The 23,716-nt window shown below is 62.3% G+C and carries 21 protein-coding genes and 1 pseudogene; 11 read left to right on the top strand and 11 right to left on the bottom strand.

Annotated elements, in window-relative coordinates; all coding sequences use genetic code 11:
• The first annotated feature begins 20 nt into the window (after positions 1-20).
• From NMG70_RS21715 to NMG70_RS21755, 9 genes and pseudogenes are all read left to right on the top strand, one after another.
• Positions 21-592, top strand: a pseudogene (locus NMG70_RS21715) (DUF4893 domain-containing protein).
• Positions 593-880: 288 nt separating this feature from the next.
• Positions 881-1,792 carry a fatty acid desaturase family protein gene (locus NMG70_RS21720; RefSeq protein WP_254026547.1) on the top strand — a complete coding sequence of 304 codons (912 nt, stop codon included), beginning with the start codon at positions 881-883 and terminating at the stop codon, positions 1,790-1,792.
• A 241-nt stretch (positions 1,793-2,033) separates the two neighbouring features.
• A complete protein-coding gene (locus tag NMG70_RS21725) occupies positions 2,034-2,336 on the top strand; it encodes a virulence factor (RefSeq protein WP_254021933.1) in 303 nt (100 codons plus the stop codon).
• Positions 2,329-2,928, top strand: coding sequence for a methylenetetrahydrofolate reductase C-terminal domain-containing protein (locus NMG70_RS21730; protein WP_254026425.1), 600 nt, complete (start codon positions 2,329-2,331; stop codon positions 2,926-2,928). The genes NMG70_RS21725 and NMG70_RS21730 overlap by 8 nt, the downstream gene beginning before the upstream one ends.
• On the top strand, positions 2,925-4,016 hold the full coding sequence (locus NMG70_RS21735; protein WP_254026426.1) for a methylenetetrahydrofolate reductase: 1,092 nt from the start codon (positions 2,925-2,927) through the stop codon (positions 4,014-4,016). Before NMG70_RS21730 ends, NMG70_RS21735 begins: the two co-directional genes overlap by 4 nt.
• A gap of 80 nt (positions 4,017-4,096) precedes the next feature.
• Positions 4,097-5,071, top strand: a complete 975-nt coding sequence (locus tag NMG70_RS21740; protein ID WP_202367176.1) for a methyltetrahydrofolate cobalamin methyltransferase — start codon at positions 4,097-4,099, stop codon at positions 5,069-5,071.
• Positions 5,022-7,151 (top strand): ASKHA domain-containing protein, encoded by a 2,130-nt coding sequence (locus NMG70_RS21745; protein WP_254026548.1) that lies wholly within the window; start codon positions 5,022-5,024, stop codon positions 7,149-7,151. Before NMG70_RS21740 ends, NMG70_RS21745 begins: the two co-directional genes overlap by 50 nt.
• A 190-nt stretch (positions 7,152-7,341) precedes the next feature.
• The gene (locus NMG70_RS21750) at positions 7,342-7,527 is read left to right on the top strand and encodes a hypothetical protein (RefSeq protein ID WP_254026427.1); all 186 of its coding nucleotides are present in this window, start codon (positions 7,342-7,344) and stop codon (positions 7,525-7,527) included.
• Positions 7,528-7,788: 261 nt separating this feature from the next.
• Positions 7,789-8,772 carry an alpha/beta hydrolase gene (locus tag NMG70_RS21755; protein WP_254026428.1) on the top strand — a complete coding sequence of 328 codons (984 nt, stop codon included), beginning with the start codon at positions 7,789-7,791 and terminating at the stop codon, positions 8,770-8,772.
• 1 nt (position 8,773) lies between these two features.
• Here the strand turns inward: NMG70_RS21755 and NMG70_RS21760 are convergent, their stop codons facing one another.
• Complete coding sequence (locus NMG70_RS21760; RefSeq protein WP_254021926.1) at positions 8,774-9,673, bottom strand: LysR substrate-binding domain-containing protein; 900 nt, start codon at positions 9,671-9,673, stop codon at positions 8,774-8,776.
• Between the two features lie 229 nt (positions 9,674-9,902).
• Here NMG70_RS21760 and NMG70_RS21765 point away from each other — a divergent pair, with 229 nt between their 5' ends.
• Positions 9,903-10,091 (top strand): hypothetical protein, encoded by a 189-nt coding sequence (locus tag NMG70_RS21765; protein ID WP_254021925.1) that lies wholly within the window; start codon positions 9,903-9,905, stop codon positions 10,089-10,091.
• Between the two features lie 36 nt (positions 10,092-10,127).
• Here the strand turns inward: NMG70_RS21765 and NMG70_RS21770 are convergent, their stop codons facing one another.
• Positions 10,128-10,604 carry a hypothetical protein gene (locus tag NMG70_RS21770; protein ID WP_254026560.1) on the bottom strand — a complete coding sequence of 159 codons (477 nt, stop codon included), beginning with the start codon at positions 10,602-10,604 and terminating at the stop codon, positions 10,128-10,130.
• A gap of 300 nt (positions 10,605-10,904) precedes the next feature.
• Between NMG70_RS21770 and NMG70_RS21775 the strand changes: the two genes are divergently transcribed.
• Positions 10,905-11,843 (top strand): GlxA family transcriptional regulator, encoded by a 939-nt coding sequence (locus NMG70_RS21775; protein ID WP_367185576.1) that lies wholly within the window; start codon positions 10,905-10,907, stop codon positions 11,841-11,843.
• A gap of 56 nt (positions 11,844-11,899) precedes the next feature.
• On the opposite strand, the gene NMG70_RS21780 is transcribed toward NMG70_RS21775, so the two are convergent.
• The 9 genes from NMG70_RS21780 to NMG70_RS21820 all read right to left on the bottom strand — a co-directional run bounded on the left by NMG70_RS21780 (position 11,900) and on the right by NMG70_RS21820 (position 23,568).
• A complete protein-coding gene (locus NMG70_RS21780) occupies positions 11,900-12,748 on the bottom strand; it encodes a DUF1194 domain-containing protein (protein ID WP_254026429.1) in 849 nt (282 codons plus the stop codon).
• A gap of 220 nt (positions 12,749-12,968) precedes the next feature.
• Positions 12,969-15,530, bottom strand: coding sequence for a GcvT family protein (locus tag NMG70_RS21785; protein WP_254026430.1), 2,562 nt, complete (start codon positions 15,528-15,530; stop codon positions 12,969-12,971).
• A gap of 157 nt (positions 15,531-15,687) precedes the next feature.
• On the bottom strand, positions 15,688-16,446 hold the full coding sequence (locus NMG70_RS21790) for an FkbM family methyltransferase (RefSeq protein ID WP_254026431.1): 759 nt from the start codon (positions 16,444-16,446) through the stop codon (positions 15,688-15,690).
• The gene (locus NMG70_RS21795) at positions 16,443-17,678 is read right to left on the bottom strand and encodes a hypothetical protein (protein ID WP_254026432.1); all 1,236 of its coding nucleotides are present in this window, start codon (positions 17,676-17,678) and stop codon (positions 16,443-16,445) included. Before NMG70_RS21795 ends, NMG70_RS21790 begins: the two co-directional genes overlap by 4 nt.
• 21 nt (positions 17,679-17,699) lie before the next feature.
• Positions 17,700-19,172: an aspartate aminotransferase family protein gene (locus tag NMG70_RS21800; RefSeq protein ID WP_254026433.1), complete on the bottom strand. Its 1,473-nt coding sequence runs from the start codon at positions 19,170-19,172 to the stop codon at positions 17,700-17,702.
• 23 nt (positions 19,173-19,195) lie between these two features.
• Positions 19,196-20,203, bottom strand: coding sequence for an NAD-dependent epimerase/dehydratase family protein (locus NMG70_RS21805; RefSeq protein WP_254026434.1), 1,008 nt, complete (start codon positions 20,201-20,203; stop codon positions 19,196-19,198).
• Positions 20,200-20,661: an EamA family transporter gene (locus NMG70_RS21810; protein ID WP_254026435.1), complete on the bottom strand. Its 462-nt coding sequence runs from the start codon at positions 20,659-20,661 to the stop codon at positions 20,200-20,202. The genes NMG70_RS21805 and NMG70_RS21810 overlap by 4 nt, the downstream gene beginning before the upstream one ends.
• Positions 20,662-20,779: 118 nt before the next feature.
• Positions 20,780-22,132, bottom strand: coding sequence for an FAD-binding oxidoreductase (locus NMG70_RS21815; RefSeq protein ID WP_254026436.1), 1,353 nt, complete (start codon positions 22,130-22,132; stop codon positions 20,780-20,782).
• Between the two features lie 2 nt (positions 22,133-22,134).
• Positions 22,135-23,568, bottom strand: a complete 1,434-nt coding sequence (locus NMG70_RS21820) for a UbiA family prenyltransferase (protein ID WP_254026437.1) — start codon at positions 23,566-23,568, stop codon at positions 22,135-22,137.
• Positions 23,569-23,716 lie beyond the last annotated feature (148 nt).

The following is a 23,716-nucleotide window of genomic DNA, read 5'->3' on the forward strand; positions in this document are numbered from 1 at the left end:
GTCGACCGGGAAACGCACCGATGATCGCTCGCCTCTTGATTGCCGCAGGCGTTTTCTGCTTCGCCCTGCCCGCGCTCGCCGATGGCGAGGTGCAGAAGCTGATCACGCCCGCCGACAAGGTGCGGCTCGACAAATATGACGAGACGCGCAAGGCAGCCCTTGACGAAGCCAGGGCTGGCGACGCCGCCGATGTCAAGCGGCTCGACGCCTTGCTGGCAAAGCCGTTGGTCTCGTTTTCCGACAAGGACCTGACCGGCAACTGGCAGTGCCGTACCATCAAGGCCGGCGGGCTGAGCCCGCTCGTCATCTATGGCTGGTTCAAGTGCAAAGTGAGCGACGATGGTTCGGGCTGAATGCTGGAAAAAATCGCCGGTTCGCAGCGCACCGAGGGGCGTTTCTTCGACGACGGCGAACAGCGCTCGATCTATCTCGGCTCGCTTTCCGTCAATGACGATCCCGCAAAACCCTATGGTAGCGGCCCGCAAAGCGACCAGATCGGCTATGCCTTTGCAACAGCGTCAATGAATGGCGCATCGAGTTCCCGGCCCCCTACTACGAATCGAAGCTCGACATCCTCGAATTCAAACGCTGAGCCCGCGATTCCTAGCTTGCGGCGTGCTGCGGCAGGTGCGCGGCAAGCCTGAGGCAGGCCGATACGATTTCAAGCTACGCGCTGCGGCAGGCGGCATTCTCACGCGACATCTGCATCGAGGCGTTCAGGGATGCGCAGCCGCAAGCTTGCCATATCATATCCCGGCCTGGCCTCGAAACAGTGGTATCATCCGACGATCTGTTTCTAACTCTGGACCGGCGTAAAAACCGGCGTCTGGCAACGAGCGCCGATTTACCGGACAGCGCCCCGGCGATAAGCTTGGCCATTATGAGCGAAATCGACCACCGCACCATCATCGCCAGCCTTTCGGTCGAGGATCGTCGCGACCTCACCGCCAAACTGGACAGGCCCGGCATTGTCCGGCTGGCTGTTCACGGCGGGCTGGTTGTCGTGCTGGGTGCGCTGATCGCCTCCCGCATTCCGTTCTGGCCGGTTCTCATGCTGCCGCTGGGAATCCTGATCGTCTTTTTCTTCACGCTGTTGCACGAGACCGTCCACGAAACGGCCTTCAGGACGCCGTGGCTCAATCGCGCCATCGCCACCGTGACCGGCTTCCTGATCCTGCTGCCGCCGGCATGGTTCCGTTATTTCCATTTCGCGCACCACCGCCACACACACGATCCGGACAACGACCCCGAACTGATGGCCCCAAAACCGGAGTCCATAGCTCAGTACCTGCGCTATCTCTCCGGGATCCCTTACTGGACCGGCATGGCGCGCGTCGTCGTTACCAACGCCGCCGGCCGCAACCGCGACGGCTTCGTGCCGGAAAAGGGCCGCGACAAGGTGATTTCGGAAGCACGTTGGTTCCTGATCGTTTATGCAGTGCTGCTGGCGGCCTCGCTGGCCGTGCAGTGGGCGCTGTTGCTGTGGGTGTGGATCGTACCGGTGCTGGTCGGCCAGCCCTTCTTGCGGGCCTATCTGCTGGCCGAGCACGCGCTCTGCCCGCATGTCGCCAACATGCTCGAAAACACCCGCACCACCTTTACCACAAGACTAGTGCGCTTCGTGGCGTGGAACATGCCCTACCATTCCGAACATCACTCCTATCCGGCCGTTCCCTTTCACCGCCTGCCGCGTTTCCATCAGATTGTCGCCGAACATCTGCGCACGACCGAGCGAGGCTATGTCCGCTTCCACAGGAAGCTTGTCGGCAGCTTCGATCGTCGCGCCGGCTGATCGTAACCAAGCCAAGCATCGAAAATTCTCGCGTTTCCTTTTGCGGCCTCCAATTTCGTCGCTTTTGAATGCGCGCGCGTCGTCCCATAACAAGCAGCCCAACAGCGCTTCCGGCAATGCTCGGAACCACTGCATCGGCCCGAAGATCGACTCCGGAAAGCACGGTGCAGCTGAGTCAAAGTGGTAGAGCGTCCTTTGTCCATCCGATTGGACGCAGAGCGCTCTACGGGAGCAGGAATTCATGGCCGATCTGATCGTCGTCTACTGGCGCGACATCCCCGCCCAGGTCATCGTTAGGAAAGGCCGGCAGAACGCCAAGCGCGAACTGCCGCTGCGCTTTACCGAGGCGATCGACATGAGCGCGATGCGCACCGGCGCCGGCGGCACCGACGACTACCTGGCCGAATGGCGCAAGGCCGACCCGGTGCCGGTCAGCGACGATCTTGAAGCCGAGGCGGAAAAGGCCCTTCAGGACATCGACGCGAAATACGACCGCGAACGGCTGGTCGCTCTGGTCAAGGCGGGCGGAAAAGAAGATGTCTGAAACGACCCCGGCGATTACCCAGGCCACTCTGGTCAAGAAGGCAGCGCCAAAATCCGACTACAAGCCGGCCGACGTGTCGCCGCAGCGGCGCGTGCAGCGTTCGTTCGCGGTCAGGCTGTGGTCCGTCCGCCACTCGCGACTGCTCGAATGGTTCTACGCCAGATTCTCCGACACGTTTTTGCTCCTCCATCCGCTGTGGAAGCGCATCGGTTACGGCCGCGTCGAAGGTCCGATCAAATTCGTCGAAAGACGCGTCAAGGGCTTTATGTTCGACTGCCGCATGTGCGGTCAGTGCATCCTTTCTTCGACCGGCATGTCGTGCCCGATGAATTGCCCCAAGCAATTGCGCAACGGCCCTTGCGGCGGCGTGCGCGCCAACGGCAATTGCGAGGTCGAGCCTGATATGCCGTGCGTCTGGGTCAAGGCCTGGGAAGGTTCGCGAAACATGGTGCATGGCGACAAGATCCTCGACGTGCAGAAGCCGGTCGACCAGTCGCTGCGCGAGACCTCGGCATGGCTGCGGGTGACCGCACAGGCCGCCGCCGCCCGTGAAGCCGCGCGCAACTCTGCTAACCCCGGCGCACTGGCATGATCGGCCGCCAGCCCGACGAGAACCCGGCCGGCATCCATCTGCCGCTCGACCCGCTGCCCGGCCACACCTCGCGCGGCCGGCTGGAGCGCGTCCTGAGGCGCGGCGAGTTCGCGGTGACGACCGAGCTCAACCCGCCCGACAGCGCCGATCCGGAAGACGTCTACAACCGCGCCAAAATCTTCGACGGCTGGGTCGACGCCATCAACGCCGTCGACGCCTCGGGCGCCAACTGCCACATGTCGTCGGTCGGCATCTGTGCGCTGCTGACCCGCATGGGCTATGCCCCGATCATGCAGATCGCCTGCCGCGACAGGAACCGCATCGCCATCCAGGGCGACGTGCTGGGCGGGGCGGCGATGGGCGTCGCCAACATGCTGTGCCTGACCGGCGACGGCGTGCAGGCCGGCGACCAGCCAGGCGCCAAGCCGGTATTCGATCTCGACTGCATGTCGCTCCTGGAAACCTGCCGCATCATGCGCGACAACGGCAAGTTCCTGTCCGGCCGCAAGCTGACGACGCCGCCTCAGCTTTTCCTCGGCGCGGCGATCAACCCTTTCGCGCCACCGATCGATTTCCGCCCCTACCGGCTGGGCAAGAAGATCGCCGCCGGCGCGCAGTTCGTGCAGAGCCAGTACTGCTTCGACGTGCCGATGTTCCGCACCTACATGCAGCAGGTCCGCGATCTCGGTTTTACGGAAAAATGCTTCATCCTGTGTGGCGTCGGGCCGCTGGCCTCGGCCAAGACGGCCAAATGGATCCGCTCCAACGTGCCGGGCATCCATATCCCCGATTCGATCGTCAAGCGGCTGGAAGGCGCCCAGGACCAGAAGAAGGAAGGCAAGCAGCTCTGCATCGACATCATCAACGAGGTGAAAGAAATTCCCGGCGTCTCCGGCGTCCATGTGATGGCTTATCGGCAGGAGGAATACGTCGCCGAGATCGTCGATGAATCGGGCGTGCTGAAGGGCCGCCAGCCCTGGAAACGCGAAATCCGCCGCGACGACCAGCTCGTCGCCGAGCGGCTCGACCACATATTGCACGACGAGATCACCGAAACGCAGGTCGACATGGTCAAGACCGCGCATTGATGGCGCGGACGGGTCACCATTCGCTTGATCGAAATCAGAAACGATATAAAGAAGTCTTTATATCATGAGGGAGAGATTTCATGACCCGGACGATCGTCGCCTCGGCGACACGAGAAATCATTATCGGCTTCGATCAGCCCTTCTGCGTGATCGGTGAGCGCATCAATCCAACCGGGCGAAAGAAGCTCGCCGCCGAGATGATCGCGGGTAATTTTGAGACAGTCATAAAAGACGCGCTGGAACAGGCCGCCTGCGGCGCGACCATGCTCGACGTCAATGCCGGAGTCACCGCCGTCGATCCCAACGCCACCGAGCCGGCGCTGCTGGTGCAGACGCTGGAGATCGTGCAGGGCCTGGTCGACCTGCCGCTGTCGATCGACAGTTCGGTGACCGCGGCGATCGAGGCGGCGCTCAAGGTCGCCAAAGGCCGGCCGCTGGTCAACTCCGTCACCGGCGAGGAAGAAAAGCTCGAAGCCATCCTGCCGCTGGTCAAGAAATACAATGTTCCGGTTGTCGCCATCTCCAATGACGAGACAGGCATTTCGATGGATCCGGATGTGCGCTTCGCCGTCGCCAAGAAGATCGTCGAGCGCTGCGCCGATTTCGGCATTCCGGCGCATGACGTCGTTGTCGATCCGCTGGTCATGCCGATCGGCGCGCTGGGCGACGCCGGCCGCCAGGTCTTTGCGCTGCTGCGCCGGCTGCGTGAAGAGCTCAAGGTCAACACCACCTGCGGCCTCTCAAACATCTCGTTCGGCCTGCCGCACCGCCACGGCATCAATGCTGCCTTCATCCCGATGGTGATCGGCGCCGGCATGACCTCGGCGATCATGAACCCGGTGCGGCCGCAGGAGATGGAAGCGGTGCGCGGCGCCAACGTGCTGAACGGCACCGACGAGAACTGCACCAACTGGATCAGGACCTACAAGGACTACAAGCCGGCCGAAGGCGGCCAGGCGATCGCAGCGCCCACGCAAGTCAATGCGCCGGGCGAAGGCAATGGCAATGGCGGCCGCCGGCGCGGTGGCCGTGAAGCCCGTATGGCTCGAGGATAAGCGCGCAATCGTGAACTCTCCTGCCAACATCACCGATCCGCTCGTGCTGTTCATGCCGTCCGGCAAGCGCGGGCGGTTTCCGGTCGGCACGCCGGTGCTCGATGCCGCGCGCCAGCTCGGCGTCTATGTCGAGAGCGTGTGCGGCGGACGCGCCACTTGCGGGCGCTGCCAGGTCGAGGTGCAGGAAGGCAATTTCGCCAAACACAAGATCGTCTCTTCCAACGACCACATCTCGCCCAAGGGCGCCAAGGAGGAGCGCTACGAACGCGTTCGCGGCCTTCCCGAACGGCGCCGCCTGTCCTGCTCGGCGCAGATCCTCGGCGATCTCGTGGTCGACGTGCCGCAGGATACGGTCATCAACGCACAGACCATTCGCAAGGACGCCGACACCAGGGTCATTGCCCGCGATTCGGCAATCCACATGTGCTATGTCGAGATCGAAGAGCCCGACATGCACAATCCATCCGGCGATCTCGATCGCCTGAAGATCGCGCTGATGAAGGACTGGGGGCTCAAGAGCCTCGATTTCGATTTCCATCTACTGCCGCAGGTGCAAGGCATCTTGCGCAAAGGCAACTGGACCGCGACCGCCGCCATCCACAAGGATGCCGAAAGCGAGACCGCGCGGGTCATCTCGTTGTGGCCCGGCCTCAAGAACGAGGCCTACGGGCTTGCCTGCGATATCGGTTCGACCACCATCGCCATGCATCTGGTGTCGCTGCTGTCGGGCCGCGTCGCCGCCTCGTCGGGTACGTCGAACCCGCAGATCCGCTTCGGCGAGGATCTGATGAGCCGCGTTTCCTATGTGATGATGAACCCGGACGGCCGCGAAGGCATGACGGTCGCGGTGCGCGAGGCGATCTCGGGTCTTGTCGACAAGGTTTGCGCGGAGGGCAGCGTCCAGCGCAACGACATCCTGGATTCCGTCTTCGTCGGCAATCCGATCATGCACCATCTGTTCCTCGGCATCGACCCGACCGAACTCGGCGGCGCACCTTTCGCGCTGGCCGTCTCGGGTGCCGTGCACATAAAGGCGTCGGACATCGGCCTCAAGCTCAACCAGGGTGCTAGGCTCTACATGCTGCCCTGCATCGCCGGCCACGTCGGCGCCGACGCGGCGGCGGTGACGCTGTCGGAAGGTCCGCACCGCCAGGACGAGATGATGCTGATCGTCGACGTCGGCACCAACGCCGAGATCGTGCTCGGCAATCGCCAGCGGGTCGTGGCGGCCTCCTCGCCCACCGGTCCGGCCTTTGAGGGCGCGGAAATCTCCGGCGGCCAGCGCGCCGCGCCCGGCGCCATCGAGCGCGTCCGCATCGATCCCGACACGCTGGAGCCGAAATACCGCGTCATCGGCTCGGAACTGTGGTCCGACGAGCCCGGCTTCCTCGACAGCGTGCAGGCGACCGGGGTCACCGGTATCTGCGGCTCCGGCATCATCGAAGTGGTCGCCGAGATGTACCTGGCCGGCATTATCTCCGAGGACGGCGTCGTCGATGGTGGGCTCTCCGCCCGCTCGCCGCGCGTCACAGCCATTGGCCGCACCTTCTCCTACGTGCTGAAGGAGGGTGAGCCGAGGATCACCATCACCCAGACCGACGTGCGCGCCATCCAACTCGCCAAAGCCGCACTCTATGCCGGCACCAAGCTGTTGATGGAAAAGCAGCACACCGATCATGTCGACCGCATCCACTTCGCCGGCGCCTTCGGCTCGTTCATCGATCCGAAATACGCCATGGTGCTGGGATTGATCCCCGACTGCGATCTCGACAAGGTCTCGGCCGTCGGCAACGCCGCCGGCGCCGGTGCACGCATGGCGCTGCTCAATCGCGGTTATCGCCGCGAGATCGAGGAAACGGTGAGCCGGATCGAGAAGATCGAGACGGCGCTGGAGCCAAAATTCCAGGAGCACTTCGTCTACGCCATGGCGCTGCCGAACAAGGTCGACCCGTTCCCGAAACTATCGGCGGCGGTGAAACTGCCACCGCGCAAGACCGTCAGCGAGGACGGCATTGCCGGCGATGCCGCCCCACGGCGTCGTTCGCGCGAGGGCCACGCCGCCCGGCGCGGCCGGGGGTAGCCCCCACTGCTAAAAAGCTGCACTTCGCCCTCATTCTCGTTTGCATGCAAATGTTTCCGGATCAGCCAAAGTGAAACAAGGCGCTGTTTTTCGTGAAATCCACCAGATACACGCGCGGCGCATTTAACCGGCATCGAAAGGCAGGCAGATAATAACTTTCAGCCGCCGCAGCACTCCAAGGGAGATGAAGATGTCGATGTTCGAAAGTCTCGGCCGCTTTGGTACGGCCATCAAGCACGCGCACAGCAGGAACAGGTCGGTCCGGGCCCTCAAAAGCCTGCCGCCCGAAATTCAGAGGGACATCGGCTGGCCCGTGTCGCCGCGCAACGACCCCCAGGTCGCCTTCTCGACCCTGCTTCTCGGTTCGGCGCGCTGATGACCTTCGCCGACAAATGCAAGCTGCTGGCCAAGCGCCGGAGCCGTCATCCGGCTCCGGCGGCAAGCGACCGTCGGCTGCGCGCCGTACTGCTGCCCCGACGCTGATCGCTGCGGCGAACCATGACCAGATGCTGCCTTGATTGCCAGCCAGATCACAGGGCCGTGTTGAGACTGCGCAAATCTTGACATTCTGGGCGAAGGCACGATCTTCGATAGCAAGGGTTCTCTTAGTCGGCTCAGCCGAAGTCCGTGTGTCCGCATGCCCAGTATCAAAAGCCACGTCGTGTCCTTCGTGCTCAGGTATAGCCGCAAGAAAGCCTTCTCCAGCCCGGAGAACCTGCAGCGCTGGATTGCCTACGCGCGCACGACGGAGAACCATCGGCCGCCCGCATCGCTGCATCAGCGTTTCGAGATCGCGACGCACAGCGTCGACGGCTTTCCCGTGTACGAGATCGCGCCAAAGACCGGCGAGCGAAGGCGGATCCTTTACCTGCATGGCGGCGCCTATGTCTTTCAAATCACGTCCTATCACTGGGGATTGATCGCCGACATGGCGGCCCGGCTGGGCTTCGGCATCACCGTGCCGATCTATCCTATTGCTCCCGAACACGATTTCCACGCCATGTTCGGCATGGTCGGAAAGGTCTACCGTCAGATGCTCGACGAAACGGAAGCGCAGGACATCGTCTTCATGGGCGATTCCGCCGGCGGCAACATGGCCGTGGTGCTGACCATGATGGCCGCGGAAGCCGCCCTGCCCTTGCCGTGGCGTCATGTGCTGATTTCGCCCGGGCTCGATGTGTCGCTCGCCAATCCCGAAGTGTTCGAGGCGGAACGCTACGATCCGTGGCTGGGAATTCCTGGCGGGCTGGAGGCAGTCCGGCTCTACAGTGCCGGCATAGATCCCAGCGACTGGCGCATCAGTCCGCTTTACGGTGACCTCTCGGTGTTGCCGAAAACGCTGCTTCTGACCGGTTCGCGCGACATGCTGACCCCCGACAATCTGATCTTCGCGCAAAAGGCCCGTGCCGCCGGTGTCGAGATCGAGGTCGTGCACGAGCAAGGCATGTTCCACGTCTGGCCGCTGATCGACATGCCGGAAGCGCGGCGCGCGCGGGACAGCATCGTGACGTTTTTAGCCAGCGCCACCGAAAGCTATCATGCCAAAGCCGGCGAATTGGCGCTGCAAAGGACGGATCGCGGCGTCACCGCTCACAACCTGGCTACGCCGTTGAGGTCCTAAGTCAAAATTTCCCGGTTTCCCTGAACACTTCGAAAGTCGCACGGATGTGGTCGGCAACGGCTTTCACTGGCGCGCTGGCGTCCGGCGCCACCACCATGGCCAGATTGTAGGTGCCGATGTCAGGCATGCCGTCCTTCGGGCAAAGCTCGACCATATCGCTGCCGAGGAACGATTTCGGCAGCGGCGCCACCGCGAGGTCGGACATGATTGCGGCGCGCTGGCCGGCCGTGTGCGCACTCATATAGGCGACGCGGTAGTTGCGGCCCTCACGCCCAAGCGCCTCGAGCGCACCGGCCCGCCAGGCGCAGCCCTCTTCCCACAATGACACCGGCAGCGGCTCGCGCAGATGTGCGCAGCCGCCCTTGGCGCCGGCCCAGACGATCGGTTCGGTGAGCAGCACTTCGGCGCCGAGCGCGCTGGTCTTGTAGGAATTGGTGAGAAGCGTGATGTCGAGCGCCCGGTCGTCCATGCGCCGGCGCAGATTGATGCTCTGGTCGATGGTGACGTCGACCGCGATCGAAGGATGCGACTGCGCAAAACGCTTCAGCACATGCGGCAGCACGCGCTCGCCATAGTCGTCGGGCGAGCCGAGCCGCACCACCCCGACAATGTCGGGGATAATGAACTTCGACACCACCTCGCGGTTGATCGACAACAGCCGGCGGGCGTAGCCGAGCAGCATCTCGCCATCCGTGGTCAGCGTCACCGAGCGGGCGTCGCGCGCAAACACGGAGCGGCCGAGAATGTCCTCCAGCTTCTTGATCTGCATAGAAACAGCCGACGGTGTGCGGAAGACGGCATTGGCCGCGGTGGTGAAACTGCCGGTCTCGGCGATCGCCACGAAGGTGCGCAAGACGTCGAGATCGAGCAGCGGCAACGGATGATTGAGTGGGGCGTTCATTGGGATCGACCTTCAATTTTTCTGATGCAAACTATCATTCCATTTCGTTTGATTGAACATCATTTTGGGAGGATAGTCAACTCCATCGAACGCAGACGCATCGAAGGCGGCGTTGAAACGCCGGTGACACTGATCTGCAATCGACACGAAATGAAGCTGAAACAAATCGGATGTAGCGCTTGGTCCGCCGAGCGACCGGCACCCGACCCAACCTGAAGGAGATTTAAAAATGTCTATCCTGTCATCCATCGGCCGCATCGCGACCGAATTCAGCGCGGCCCGCGCCCGCTACCAGACCGAACGCGCCATCCGCTCTCTGCCGATCGAACTGCAAAAGGATATCGGCTGGCCCGAAGCCGCCGACACCAAGACCGGCACTCGCTATGGCGTTGGATCCTGGGCTGGCGGAGTAAAATAGATCGTGTGCATCAAAGCTGAAGGCCTGCCGCGCAGATCATGTCCGGCGGGCTTTTTTGTTTGCAGCCATTTCCGAGCCATGCCGTCGTCGCATGGTGCCTTTGAACAGGCCGCATAGCAGCTCAAATTTTGAACTAACGCCTTGTAAGTGATCATAAATCTGGGCGGAATGCCCAAATACGTCGCATTCCGTGTCGCTTTTCATATCAAGTGCTTCGCATTTGCGATTTAGTTTCCCCTCACGTAAGCCTATATCAGCGCTAGCCAACGAGCTGCCCCACTCCATCACGCGAAGGCGACCCGTCTGAGCAACCGAATGGAGATGATGATGAAGCTTTTTGCCCGCCTTTTTGCTCGCCGTGAAATGAGCCTGACGACCGCGCTCGAGCGCCAGCGCCTTGCCAACACCATGCCGGGTCAGACCGGCGCCGTGGCCGCCGCGCGCCTCGGCTTCGTCGCCTGATCTGCCAAGCTCGCAAGCGGCGCTCGCTGCTGTTGCTTCGAAGTTGATCACAGCGCCGCTTCGGTCTGCCGAGGCGGCGTGCTTGGTTATGCCCCGACCACATGCGGCCTACGCTCAATCCGGCAGCATGTTGGGTCCATCATCACATAGCGATTGCCCATTTGCGACCCATGTCGCAAATAAAGTCTTTCCGTTGCCGCCTAGCCGATTGACAGGAAAGCTTTTTCCTGATGTCGCTATGCTGATCGCGACATCCTGTTCGCGCCATTGCAGCGTGAGGGTTACCCTGTGAACGTCGTAAATCATCAGATCAGGCGATCGTTTGTATTCTTCCTGGTCCCCGATTTCACCATGATCGCCTTTGCAACGGCGCTCGATCCGTTGCGCTCGGCCAACCGGATGCTCGGCTACGAGGCCTACCGCTGGCGGCTCGCCAGCATCGACGGCAAGCCTGTGCGCGCCTCGAATGGCGTCGAATGCGCCGTCAACACCTCGCTGGAGGACGAACGCAAGAAGATGTCCGGCCCCGAACGGCCGAACATGGCGGTCGTTTGCAGCGGCATCAATGTCGAGCGCTACCAGAACAGATCGGCCTTCGCCTGGCTGCGCGAGGAATACAACCGCGGCGTCGCCCTCGGCGGCCTGTGCACCGGCGCACATATACTGGCCGCCGCCGGCCTGTTGTCCAACAAGCGCTGCGCCATTCATTGGGAGAACCTGCCCGGCTTTTCCGAAGCGTTCCCCAAGGCCAATGTCTTTGCCGACCTCTTCGAGATCGACCAGAACATCTACACCTGCGCCGGCGGCACCGCGGCGCTCGACATGATGCTGAAGCTGATCGGCGACGATTTCGACGACAATCTCGTTAATCGGGTCTGCGAGCAGGTCTTGACTGACCGCGTGCGCAGCCCGACCGATCGCCAGCGCCTGCCGCTGCGCGCACGCCTTGGCGTACAGAACTCCAAGGTGCTGACCATCATCGAATTGATGGAAGCAAACCTGTCCGAGCCGCTGTCGTTGATCGAGATCGCCGACCATGTCGATCTGTCACGCCGGCAGATCGAGCGCCTGTTCCGCACCGAGATGGGACGATCCCCTGCCCGCTACTATCTGGAGATCCGCCTCGACCGGGCCCGGCACTTGCTGATCCAATCATCGCTGCCGGTGGTCGAAGTGGCGGTCGCTTGCGGCTTCGTCTCCGCCTCGCATTTCTCCAAATGCTATCGCGAGCTCTATGCGCGCTCGCCGCAGCAGGAGCGCGTCGATCGCAAGCAGTTGCTGGCCGCGTAGACAAGCCAACATCTTGCACGCGTACTTCTGGCGGGCAGCACTTGAAGTCAAGCTAGCTAGCGGCTGTCGAACATCCAGCTTCGGTCGCGCCACATTTTCTCGCCGACCTGGCAGTCGGTGGCCGGCTTGTCTTGCGCCAGCACCACCGGCGGATGCGCCGCTTCTTCCACCGCCCATTGCGGTGAGGCAGGCCCGGCAAGCTCAAGCACCAGCTTGCGGCGGATCGCTTCGGGAAACTGCGTCCACTCATTGACCGGAATCATGAACGCGCCGGGCCCGCCGATGACGCAGTCGGTGTAATAGCGGTCGAGATAGTTGACGTCGTAGACGCTCGTGAAGCCGCCCCGGGTCATCAGCGGCAGGCCATTGATGGTGATGCCTTGCTTGACCAGTTCGTCACGGATGATGTCGACGGGAGCACCTTGATTGTTGGGGCCATCGCCTGAAATGTCGATGACCCGCTTGACGCCCTGAAAGCCGCTTTCGGCGAAGAGATCATTGCCGAATTGCAAGGCACCGGAAATCGAGGTGCGCCGGGCGCTGTTGGGCGCATGGGCGGAGAGCTGTTCGACCACCCGCTCGGCGTCGGCACGATTGGCGATCACCGTCCACGGCACGATGACGTGCTGCCAGGTCGTGCCGGCCCATTCGACATAGGTGACGGCAATCTTGCCATAGGCGCCCTCAGCGATGGCCTGCAGCACAGTGTCGTGCGTCAGCGCCGCGACATAGCCGCGACGCTGGATTTCGAGTTCGGCCGGCGACATCGACAGCGAAACGTCGACCGCCAGCACCAGTTCGATATCGACAGGTTCGGCGGCGCGGGATTTCGGCGCCTGAACGAGCATCAGCGCCAGCACGGCGGCGCCTGAGAGGAGATGTCCTGCGTGAGGAAAAGCAGACATGCCGCAAGGTAAGCGAAGATCATCGCGCCACAAAGCGAAAAGCCCAGCGCCGGTCTAACTAATCGGGCTTGAACCGAGGGTGCGCAGCGGTTTTGGGTAACGACATGCATAAAAACGAGAACTTAAAGCGCGTCGCATGACTCCCGTCAGACGCGACGCGCCTTAAGTCTTTGCGTTCACGTTTTGCGAGTCCAACCCCTCACCGTCTATTGAGGAAGGCTCAACTGCGTGGCTTGAGGTTCTCCGGGTCGTAGAGCGGCCTGTAGCCGACTGCGGCCACTTCGACCGGGTATGTCTCGCCAAAATATTCGACGTTCAGATTGCGGCCCTCCTGGCAGTACGCCCAGGGCAGATAGGCAAGCGCGATGTTCTTGCCGATGGTCGGGCCGTAGGCGATCGAAGTCGTGAAAGATCGGCGGCCGAGTTCGTCGACCAGCGTCTCGCCCGTTTGCGGATCCATCACCGGCATCGTGCCGACGGGATAGCGGGCAACGCCCTTGGAATCGACATTATTCGTCATGACAAGCGTGCAAAGCATGGCCGGCTGATGTGCGCGGGCGCGATAGTCCAGATGCTTCGCCTTGCCGCTGAAATCAGCCTCCTTGACCTTCGGACGGGCAAGATCGGCCTCCAGCAGATTGTACTCGGTCAGAAGATCCGCGTTCTGCAGGCGCAGGCTCTTCTCCATGCGGCGGCTGTTGGCATAGGTTTCGACGCCAAAAGCCATCACCCCGGTCGAACGCAACGCGTCCCAGACGGCCAGGCCGTCTTCGTATCGCATGTGCAGTTCCCAGCCCTGCTCGCCGACATAGGAGATGCGGAAAGCGGTCACGTCCTTGCCGGCGATCCGGACAGGCTTGATCGCCGCGAAGGGGAAATTCTCCGGCGTCAGGCCGTCCGGGTCTTCCACGACCTTGCTCAATGTTGCCCGGGCGTTTGGGCCCCAGATGCCGACGGTCACATACTTTTCGGTCACGTCGGTGATGGTGACGTCGAAACCTTTGTCTTCTGCCATCCGCCGCATGTAGTGGAAGTCGCGCGGGCCGGCATCTGCGCCGTCGATAACGCGGCAGCGGTCGGCCATGCGGATGACGGTCAGGTCGGCGCGCACCATGCCCTCATCGTCGAGGAAATGGGTGTAGATGCCTTTGCCGATATTGCCGTCGCCGCCGATCTTTGCGGCGCATAGCCATTCCATCAGCGCGACATGATCCGGGCCTTCCACGTCGTACATCGCGAAATGCGACAGGTTGACGATGCCGCAATCCTCGCTCATGGCGAGATGCTCGGCATTGGAGACGCGGCAGAAATGGCGGTTGTCCCACTCGTTTTCGCGCACCGGCACCCGGTTGCCGTATTTCTCGAGCAGGTGCTCGTTGGCGGCATAGCCATGGGCGCGCTCCCAGCCGCCGAGTTCCATGAAATAGCCACCGAGTTCCTTCTCGCGCTCCCAGAAGGGCGAGCGGCGCATATTACGGCCTTTTGAGAACGGCTCGCGCGGATGGACGGCCGGATTGTAGACCTTCATCGCTGTTTCCGTGCAGCGGTCCCAGATGAACTGCTCTTGCGTCTGGTGCGGATAGAAGCGCGAATAATCGATGGCGTGATGGTCGATCGACGTCCGGCCGTCCGTCATCCAGTCGGCGATGAGCTTGCCCATGCCGGGGCCGTCCTTGACCCAGATCGCGACGGCATACCAGAGGCCCCGCACCTTCTGGCTCTCGCCCATGGAGGGGCCGCCGTCTGCCGTCACCTGCAGAAGCCCATTGAAGGAATGGCTCTCATTGTAGCCCAGTTCGCCCAGAATCGGCGTCAGTTCCATGGCGCGCTCGAGCGGCGCGAGGATCTGTTCCATGTCGAGGTCGCGCTGCGAGGGCGAAAGACGGGCCTGGTCCTTCTCCAGCAGGTCGCGCGGATGGCAAAGGCGCGGATTGGTCTCTTCGTAATAGCCCCACTCGATCTGCCCGCCTTCGGCGGTCTTGGGATCGCCAGTGTCGCGCATGTAAGCCGAGTTGCCCTGGTCGCGCAGCAGCGGCCAGCCGATCTCCTTGCCGGTGCCGGCGAACTCGGTATAGGGCCCGAAGAAGGTGAGCGGATGATCGATCGGCATGATCGGCAGGTCCTCGCCCACCATTTCCGCGATCAACCGGCCCCAGATACCCGCGCAAACAATCACATAGTCGGCTTCGATGGTGCCGCGATCGGTCACCACGCCCTTGATGCGACCGTTCTCGACGACAAGCGACCTGGCCGGCGTGTTGGCGAAGGATTTGAGTTTGCTGGAGGCTTCCGCCTGGTCGACCAGCTTGCCGGCGACTGTTTGCGAGCGCGGGATGACGAGACCGGCATCGGGATCCCACAGGCCGCCCTGCACCATCTCTTCTTCGATCAGCGGGAATTTTTGCTTGATCTCAGCCGGTTCGATTAAGCGCGCGCGCGTGCCAAAAGCCTTTGCCGAGGCGATCTTGCGCTTGATCTCCGCCATACGATCGTCGTCGCCGACGCGGGCAACCTCGAGGCCGCCGATGCGGGCGTAATGGCCCACCTTTTCGTAGAAGTCGATGGAGTAGAGCGTGGTCCAGCATGACAGGAAATCATGGCTGGTGGTGTAGCAGAAGTCGGAAGCATGCGCTGTCGAGCCGATATCGGTCGGGATGCCTGACTTGTCGATGCCGACGATGTCGTCCCATCCGCGCTCGATCAGGTGATGGGCGACCGATGCACCGACAATACCGCCCAGCCCGACGATGACGACCTTCGCCTTTTCCGGAAACCCTGCCATTGCCCGCGACTCCAAAAGTGCTGCTGCAGGCGCCAGGCGCCCGCTTGATCGGCGCACAATATGCAGGCGACAGCCGCCATGCTACCGCCTGTTTGCGACACGCTGCAGGTGCGACGCGACCCGAAAAAATCAGGTGCTTTCGGGCCCGGGGCTACCCTCAGGCGAAGGCCCAGATGTCCTCGGCCTGGAAGCCGACCTGGTAGCCGGCGGTCTTCAACTTGACCACGACCTGGCCGATCTCGGCCGCCGGCAACGCACCAACCTCGACCTTGATCATGCCGGGACGGTAGCGCTCGAGGTCGAGCTGCTCGAAGACGATCCAGTCGGCGCCTTCGCAATCGACAAGGAAGGCGTCGATATGGGTGATGCCGTTGCGGTCGAGCAGCGTCTGCAAAGTCTCCGACGGCACTTCGATATCCCTGAGGTGCGGCGCGAATTTGTTGAAGTTGGCATCGGCCTCGCCCCAGGCATTTTTGCCCGACATCAGATTGGTGTCGGTCACCGACGAGCAGCCGATGAACTCGATCGGCAGCGTGCCAGCCTCGAGTGCGGCGGCATCGAAGGTGTGGACCGTGATCGTTCCCTTGGTCTTCGTCACCGCGACCGGCTCGATGATGAAGCGGCCCGTATCAGGATAGTTGGCGCGCAACCGTTTCTGGTTGTATGGAATCGGCTCGACCAGTACGGCGCGAGCGTGCGGGATGTGGTGCAGCCACGGCGTTACATCGTCGAACAACGCGCCATCGCAGGCCCCGACATTGACCATTTGGAACCGCCTTTTTGCCCCACTGAGGCGCGCCTTCAGAGCGGCCTTCGCCAGAAACTTGGTACCGCGCAGCGACGGCCCGCGATCGAGGATGCCAGCGGGGAGGCCGAGCGACAGCGCGATGCGCGCCAGGCTGGAAACGGAACTCATGGCTTGTCTCCAGGAATGACGTGCAATGGCGCGGCGTCGCGCCCTTTGGTGCTCGCTGATGCCCACAACGCCATGAATGGCCCGGCGAGCAGCAGGAACGGCGGGATCAGATTGGGAAAATAGATGCGGGTGTCGTGGATCGGGAAGACGGTGAACTTCGCCAGGACGCCAAGCACCAATGCCGCAAACAGAATGCCGGCGCGGCGGTCGAGCTTGAAGCCTGCACGGCTTAAGGCATACCACCCCGCCAGCGCCAGCACGGAGACGCCGACCCAGTTGTTCAGGCTGACGGCACGGATCAGGGAGACGGCAAAAGCCCTGAGGTAAGCGACAGCCGAGAACGGCGGATCGAAGCCGGCCATATTGTAATGCTGCTCGATCGAGGAGAACCACAGATGCGGCCACCAGCCGGGATGCTGCGCCCAATGCGAGATGGCAAAGTAGGCGACCAGGGAGGCGGCAAAGCCGGTCAGCGCGCCCCACGCCTTCTGCCGGAAGACCAACAGCAGCACGGCAAAAATTGCAAGGAAGACAATATTGTCGGGCCGCGCCATGAAAGCGAGGATGAGCAGGATCGCGGTGGCCACTTCACGACCGCGGATATAGGCAAAGAGCCCGCCGAGGAACAGCGCCGAGCACAGCAGATCAGGCGTCGACGCCCGCGCCGCGTCGCCGAAATCTGCCATCATCAGCACCGCGCCGAGAACCGGCGCCAGCGCCAGCGCGCCTTCGGACCGCAGCCAGAGCAGCGCGATCGCACCGAACAGCAGCACTGACAATACCGAGACCGCGCGCATCGCCTCGACCGGCGACATCACAGAACTCATCGTCGAAAGAATCTCGGCGTAGAGGAACTTGATCCGGTACATGCCGAGCAGCGAATGGAAATCGGCGGCGTTGCCGGCCATATGACTGCGGAAGCCGCCGCCATCATCGATCAGTGTCTTATAGTCGCCCGCCGACACGCCGTCCCTAACCGTGCCATAGGCATAATCATGCAGCGCCTGCACATCGCGATAGGTGCCCTCCTCGGCGATCGCAAGATAGGGCAGCATGTCCCAATTGGCGTCAGGCATGAACCATGCGGTGACGGCGGTTAGCAGAATGTAGAGCGCGAAGGCAGCCGCCCCGATCGGTGCGGCAAGACGCGCATAGGTGCCCTCGCCCCACGCCAGACCGGCCTCGGTGAACCGGTCGAGCGGGTTTGTCGGAGCGGGAGACTTGGTCAGCATGGTCTCGCTCGGCGCACCTGGCTAACGGACCTGGCTTTTGACGAAATCCTTCACGATCGACACGATGCCGCGCGACAACAGGCTGTCGAGCGCCTCGACAAAGCGGTCGACATGGTCGCGCTGGCAGATCAGCGGCGGTTCGAGACGGATGACGTTGCGGTTGTATTCGGTGAAGGCGACGAGCACATCGTAGTCGCGCAGCAGCAAAGCACCAACAAAGCCGGACAAGGATCCCTTCAGCTTGTCGTCAAGCACGCTGATCACAGGCCGCAGTACCATCGGCAAGGTCTGCGAAAAGTCGTGGAATTCCAGCCCGACCATAAGGCCTTTACCGCGGACCTCCTTGATGATCTTCGGGTATTTTTCCCGCAACGCCTGCAGGCGTTGCAGCAGATAGTCGCCGGTGACCGCGGCGTTGTCGATCAGCCCCTCATCGTAAAGCACGTTGAGCGCCTCGATCGAAGTGACGCAGGCCTCGCCCATGCCGCCGAAAGTGGCCATGGCGTGGATCATCGCCATCTTCGGCGTGCCATAGGCCTTCATATAGACCTCGCGCCTGGCGATCATCGCGCCGACCGCCGCCTTGCCGCCACCGAGCGACTTTGCCAGCGCCGTCACATCCGGAACGACGCCGTAGTGCTCGAAGGCATAAAAGCGGCCGGAGCGCCCATAGCCGCACTGCACCTCGTCGGCGACCCACAGAACACCGTAGTGGTCGCATAGCGCACGCAGCTTCTGCCAGTATTCGGCAGGCGCCTGGATGATGCCGCCGCCGCCCTGGATGGTTTCGAGCACGATGACGCCGACCTCGGGATCGGAGCGGAACGTGCGCTCGACCGCTTCGATGTCGGCAAACGGGATGCGCACTACATTGTCGGCCATCTTGAAGTCGGCGCGATAGAGCGAACCGTCGGTGATTGCCAGCACGCCCTTCGTCTTGCCGTGGAAGGAATTCTCGGCATAGACGATTTTCGGCCGCTTCGGGCCGGCGGCGCGCTCGGCGAGCTTCACCGCCGCCTCCATGGCTTCCGAGCCGGAAGAGCCCAAAAACACCATGTCGAGGTCGCCGGGCGAGCATTTGGCGAGATTGTGCGCCAGCGCCGCCGCGTATTGCGACATGAAGGCGATGGCGATCTCCTGCCGCTTCTCCTCCTGGAACTTTTTGCGCGCCTCGAGAAGGCGCGGATGATTGTGGCCGAAGGCCAGCGAGCCGAAGCCGCCGAAGAAATCCAGGATCTTGCGGCCGTTCTGATCGATGTAGAACATGCCTTCGGCGCGCTCGACCTTGATCTTGTGGAAGCCGAGCAGCTTCATGAAATGCAGCTGGCCGGGATTAAGATGCGCCTTGAACAGGTCGGTCATGCGCGCGACGTCCATCGCCTTGGCCTGCTCGACGCTGATCAGATCGGGCTTGGCTGTGGTGGCGGGCGAAAGCGCCGGTGCGCGGACCGTGGCGCGCGCAGTCGTGTGGTCTGGCTTGGTCATGACGGTCATCTCAAGAGTCTCCTGCTGGCCCTTCACTCGGCGGGCACATGTTTGGCGGCGACGGCATGGCCGTCTTTCTTGGCGCGGTATTCGCTGTAGGCGGCGATCAGCATGTCCTCGTCGCGATATTGCGGTACCCAGCCGAGCTGGCGTTCGGCCTTGGACACATCGAGCACGCAATCCTCGTCGGCGATCAGATACTGCTCCGGATCCATGATCGGCATGTTCAAGAGGTCGAGCAGGTCGAGCGTGCGCTTGACCGCCCAGCCCGGTGTCGGGATCAGGATCGATTTCGAACCGGCATGCCTGATCAGGTCGCCGAGCAGTTTCCGGACCGGCGGCGGGTTGAGCGAGCCGAGATTATAAGCCTCATCAGGCACGCCGGCTCTCCAGGCGGCGCGCGCCGCCTCGGCGCAGTCGAACACCGAGATGAACTGATACGGGTTCTTGCCCGAGCCGATCATCGGCACCGGAAGGTTCCAGTCGATCAGCTTGAACAGTTTCTCGAGGATGCCGAGGCGGCCGGGGCCGATGATCAGGCGCGGTCGAAACAGCGAGATCGACATGCCGCGCTTGCGCCATTCTGCGGCCAGTTCCTCGGTCTTCTGCTTCGACCAGCCATATTCGCCGAGCGGCGCGACCGGGTGCTCCTCGGTCATCGGCTGCGTGACCGTATGGCCGTAGATCATGTCAGTCGTGTAATGGACAAGCTTGGGCGCGCCGGCTCTGTCCATCGCCTGCATGATGTGCTCGGTGCCGTGGAAATTCACCGGGAAGAAGAATTCGTGGCGCTTGGCGCGCACCTGGATCGGCGACAGCATTTTCGCCGACAGATTGTAGACCATGTCGTCGGCCTTCAGTCCGACCGAAGCGACCGAGGCCGGATCGGTGACGTTGCAGCTGACATATCGGGCGGAGCGGTAATGCGGCAGATCGCTCCTGGCGATGTCGGCGACGACCACCTCCTCGCCGTCGGCCAGAAGTTTCGGGGCAAGATGGCGGCCGACGAAACCGTCGCCGCCGAAGATCACATGTCTCATCGAACGATCCCACTGTGAATCTTGTCGGACGAAAGGGAGGCCGTTTCCTCGTCATGCCCGTGACCGCTCAAATCCCGGCCACCCAAATCCCGACCACTTTGGGCGATCAGCACCGTGCCGATGCAGATGAAAGCGATGCCGGCGATACGCCAGCCATTGAGATCTTCGCGGAAAATGAAATAGGCGAAGATCGCAACGGCGACATAGGCGAGACTGAGGAACGGATAGGCGAAGCTGAGCTCTACCTTGGACAGCACGTAGAGGTGCGACGCCATCGAGATGACGAAGGTGCACAGGCCGAGGAAAACCCATGGGCTGAAGACGATCTGCAACAGCTTCAGCAACGGATTGGTGCCCTCGAAGGAAATCGGACCGAGTGACATCATGCCCTGCTTCAGCATGAGTTGGGCGGCGGCGTTGGTCATGACCGTGAACAGAATGAAGACAATGTATTTCATGCTTTTTCCATCAACCTTTCCCGTTCTATTGAAAACTTCCAAACATTTCGTGAAGCACAAAAAAGTTCGAGGAAAGCTTGAGTTATCGATCCGTTAACCACGAACTATTCGAATGTATTTATTCCGCGGCTTCAGCGGTTCCGAGTCGCGCCTCTAGCTTTTTCGCCGTTCGCGCCCAGAAACTCGACATGAAGACGGGATCGCGGATCGCTTCGAGGCGTTGCCATTCCGGATAGGAGGCGGCGAAAACGTCGGCGCCCATGCGGGCGTCCTTGTAAGGATTGACCGCGCCACCGGCCTCGACTGTGATTTGGTCGAGCTCCTTCAGCAGCGCCAGCGTCGCCCGGCCACGGTTGGGGAAATCCAGCGTCAACGTGAAACCCGGCCGCGGGAACGACAGCAGTGCCGGCGAGCGGACCCCGCCGAAGCGCTTCAGGACTGTGAGGAACGAGCCCTGCCTGGCCCGTTTTGCCGCTGCAAGCAACGCCGGCACCACTCGGCGCGCGACGTCTTCCGGCATCACGCTCTGGTGCTGGAAAAGCCCATTCGGTCCATAGAGCCGGTTCCAGTTGCCGACGCCGTCGAGCGGAAAGAAGAAACCCTGGTAGCCCACCTGGCGCGGCGCCGTGGACCGGCCTTTCTTCCACCGGTAGGCGGCATTGAAGGCGGTCAGGAACGGCCGGTTGAGCACGTTGAACGGCGGCTGGAACGGCACTGAAAGATTTCCACCGGCACGCAAGGCGACATGGGAGCCATGCTCGGCGTGATTGCCGGTGAACAGCAGCCCGCGCCCGCGTCTGTGGCCGCCGGCAAGCTGGTCGATCCAGGCGACGACGTATTCGTTGGCCTGATCGGCCGCTTCTGCAAGTTCGAAGAACTCGCCGAGATCACGGAACGGCGTTGTCTTCTCGACGATGTCGAGCGATGGCACCCGCATCAGCCGGATCGATGCGGACAGTATCAGGCCAGTCAGCCCCACCCCGCCGATCGTCGCCGCGAACAGCCGTTCATTCTCCGTGGCCGAGCAGTAATGGGCCTGTCCGTCCGATCTGAGCAGCATGAAGGATTCGACATGGCAGCCGAAGGTGCCGCGCCGGTGATGGTTCTTGCCGTGAACGTCGTTGGCGATGGCGCCGCCGAGCGTGACGAACTGCGTGCCCGGAACGACGGCCGGAAAGAAGCCGTATGGCGCTGCATGGGCGATGATGTCGGACAGAAGCACGCCGGCCTCGGCCTCGATCAGGCCGGTCTCGGCATTGAAGGCGCGGATCCTGTTCAGCGGCCGCATATCGACGATCATGCCGGCCCCATTCTGGCAGGAATCGCCATAGGAGCGGCCATTGCCGTAGGCGAGCAAAGCGTTTCTTGTCGCCTTGCCGCTCTTCAGCAGCGCAACAGCGTCATCCGCCGGGATCACTTTGTGTGCCGGTGGCGTGGCAAGACCGAAGCTCTGGAGCCGCTCCTTCCCCACGCCTACCAGCCTCCGGCGACCAGAAACACGGCGCCGATGAGCACGACGATCTGGCTGCGCCAGTCGCGGATGATAAAGACGACTGGATCGTCATGCATCTGGTCGCGGCGAGCGAGAATCCAGACGCGCATCGTCAGATACAGCACGATCGGCGCCAGCGGCCAGACCAGCCAAGGATGCGGATAAAGTTCGCGCACCGCAACGCTGTCCATATAGAGCGCCAGCACCAGCGCCGAGGAAAAAGCCGAGGCCATCCCCGCCTGGGCGACGATCTCCTGGTCTTCGGTGCGGTAGCCGCGGCCGGCGATGCGCTCGCCGGCCGGAATGACAGTCGTGCGCAGCTCGACAAACCGCTTTACCAGCGCCAGCGACAGAAAAAAGAAGATCGAGAAGGCCAGCAGCCAGAACGAGACGTCGACGCCGGTCGCCGCGGCGCCTGCCAGAACGCGGATCGTGTAGAGACCTGCCAATGTCAGCACGTCGATCAGAAGCATGCGCTTGAACGATAGCGAATAGCCGGTGGTGATGACCATGTAGCCGCCGAGCACGCCGAGGAATTCGATCGGCAGCAGAAGCCCTGCACCAACGCCTATTGCGAGCAGCACCATCATTGAACCGAGGCCGAACGGGATCGACAGCGCGCCGCTGGCGAATGGCCGGTTGCGCTTGGTCAGGTGTTTGCGGTCGAGCGCGAGATCGAAGAAATCATTGAGAATGTAGATGGCGGAAGCGACTGCGCTGAACGAGACGAATGCCAGCAGGCATTCCCAGATCATGTCGGCGTTGAAGTATTCGTGCGACAGCACCATCGGCACCGCGATCAGCGAGTTTTTCAGCCACTGATGAACGCGCAGCATCTTGACGATGGTTCTGAATGTCGGCTTCGGCGCCGGCATCATTTCGGCGCTGTGCGCGGCCTGCCAGCGCGCGGCATGGCGGTCGGGCGCGACGACGATTGCCGTGCGCGCGGCGTCAAATACCCTAAGGTCGTGCCGGCTGTTGCCGGCATAGTCGAAGCCGCCATCGCCATAGGCGGCGACAAGCGAGGCGCGCTTTCTGCCCGACGTCATGTTGTGGGGGCCGTCGGTCGCCAGGACGCGATCGAATATCCCGAGATGTGCGGCGATCGCCTCGGCGAATTTGCGCGGCGTCCCGGTCGCCAGCACGATCTTGCGGCCGTCTCCATGTTCGGTGCGAAGGCGCTGAAGCAGCGCCTCGCGGTAGGGCAGCGACGCAGGATCGATGTCGATGCGTTGGGCGATGGCCTGCTTCAACCGCGCCGGCCCGCCGGCGAGCCACAACGGCACCAGGAAAATATAGAGCGGATTCTTCTTGAGAAGGATGAACAGGCCTTCCCACAACAGGTCCGTCGCGATCAGCGTGCCGTCGAGATCGACGGCAAGCGGGATTGCGTTCCTGTCCGACCGCGCATCCATTCTTCGTTGCCCCTGCCTAAAAGCGCATGATCCCCGAAACTCGATCTTTCGGAGAGGATCAGGCGCCGATCCAAACCCGCCCGTGCTTCGGCGTCTTCGGCCCGATATAGCGGGCAACAGCGCAGCGATCGTTAAAACGCCCAACCCG

Source organism: Mesorhizobium ventifaucium (assembly GCF_935822925.1).
In the GTDB taxonomy this organism is placed as follows: Bacteria; Pseudomonadota; Alphaproteobacteria; order Rhizobiales; family Rhizobiaceae; genus Mesorhizobium; species Mesorhizobium ventifaucium.

Coding starts and splice junctions, on each gene's coding strand:
- NMG70_RS21735 (WP_254026426.1), top strand. CDS start 2,925: ATGATCGGCCGCCAGCCCGACGAGAACCCGGCCGGCATCCATCTGCCG.
- NMG70_RS21765 (WP_254021925.1), top strand. CDS start 9,903: ATGTCTATCCTGTCATCCATCGGCCGCATCGCGACCGAATTCAGCGCG.
- NMG70_RS21750 (WP_254026427.1), top strand. CDS start 7,342: ATGTCGATGTTCGAAAGTCTCGGCCGCTTTGGTACGGCCATCAAGCAC.
- NMG70_RS21820 (WP_254026437.1), bottom strand. CDS start 23,568: ATGGATGCGCGGTCGGACAGGAACGCAATCCCGCTTGCCGTCGATCTC.
- NMG70_RS21740 (WP_202367176.1), top strand. CDS start 4,097: ATGACCCGGACGATCGTCGCCTCGGCGACACGAGAAATCATTATCGGC.
- NMG70_RS21755 (WP_254026428.1), top strand. CDS start 7,789: ATGCCCAGTATCAAAAGCCACGTCGTGTCCTTCGTGCTCAGGTATAGC.
- NMG70_RS21760 (WP_254021926.1), bottom strand. CDS start 9,673: ATGAACGCCCCACTCAATCATCCGTTGCCGCTGCTCGATCTCGACGTC.
- NMG70_RS21795 (WP_254026432.1), bottom strand. CDS start 17,678: ATGCTGACCAAGTCTCCCGCTCCGACAAACCCGCTCGACCGGTTCACC.
- NMG70_RS21725 (WP_254021933.1), top strand. CDS start 2,034: ATGGCCGATCTGATCGTCGTCTACTGGCGCGACATCCCCGCCCAGGTC.
- NMG70_RS21805 (WP_254026434.1), bottom strand. CDS start 20,203: ATGAGACATGTGATCTTCGGCGGCGACGGTTTCGTCGGCCGCCATCTT.
- NMG70_RS21720 (WP_254026547.1), top strand. CDS start 881: ATGAGCGAAATCGACCACCGCACCATCATCGCCAGCCTTTCGGTCGAG.
- NMG70_RS21790 (WP_254026431.1), bottom strand. CDS start 16,446: ATGAGTTCCGTTTCCAGCCTGGCGCGCATCGCGCTGTCGCTCGGCCTC.
- NMG70_RS21780 (WP_254026429.1), bottom strand. CDS start 12,748: ATGTCTGCTTTTCCTCACGCAGGACATCTCCTCTCAGGCGCCGCCGTG.
- NMG70_RS21745 (WP_254026548.1), top strand. CDS start 5,022: ATGGCGGCCGCCGGCGCGGTGGCCGTGAAGCCCGTATGGCTCGAGGAT.
- NMG70_RS21730 (WP_254026425.1), top strand. CDS start 2,329: ATGTCTGAAACGACCCCGGCGATTACCCAGGCCACTCTGGTCAAGAAG.
- NMG70_RS21810 (WP_254026435.1), bottom strand. CDS start 20,661: ATGAAATACATTGTCTTCATTCTGTTCACGGTCATGACCAACGCCGCC.
- NMG70_RS21800 (WP_254026433.1), bottom strand. CDS start 19,172: ATGACCGTCATGACCAAGCCAGACCACACGACTGCGCGCGCCACGGTC.
- NMG70_RS21785 (WP_254026430.1), bottom strand. CDS start 15,530: ATGGCAGGGTTTCCGGAAAAGGCGAAGGTCGTCATCGTCGGGCTGGGC.
- NMG70_RS21775 (WP_367185576.1), top strand. CDS start 10,905: ATGATCGCCTTTGCAACGGCGCTCGATCCGTTGCGCTCGGCCAACCGG.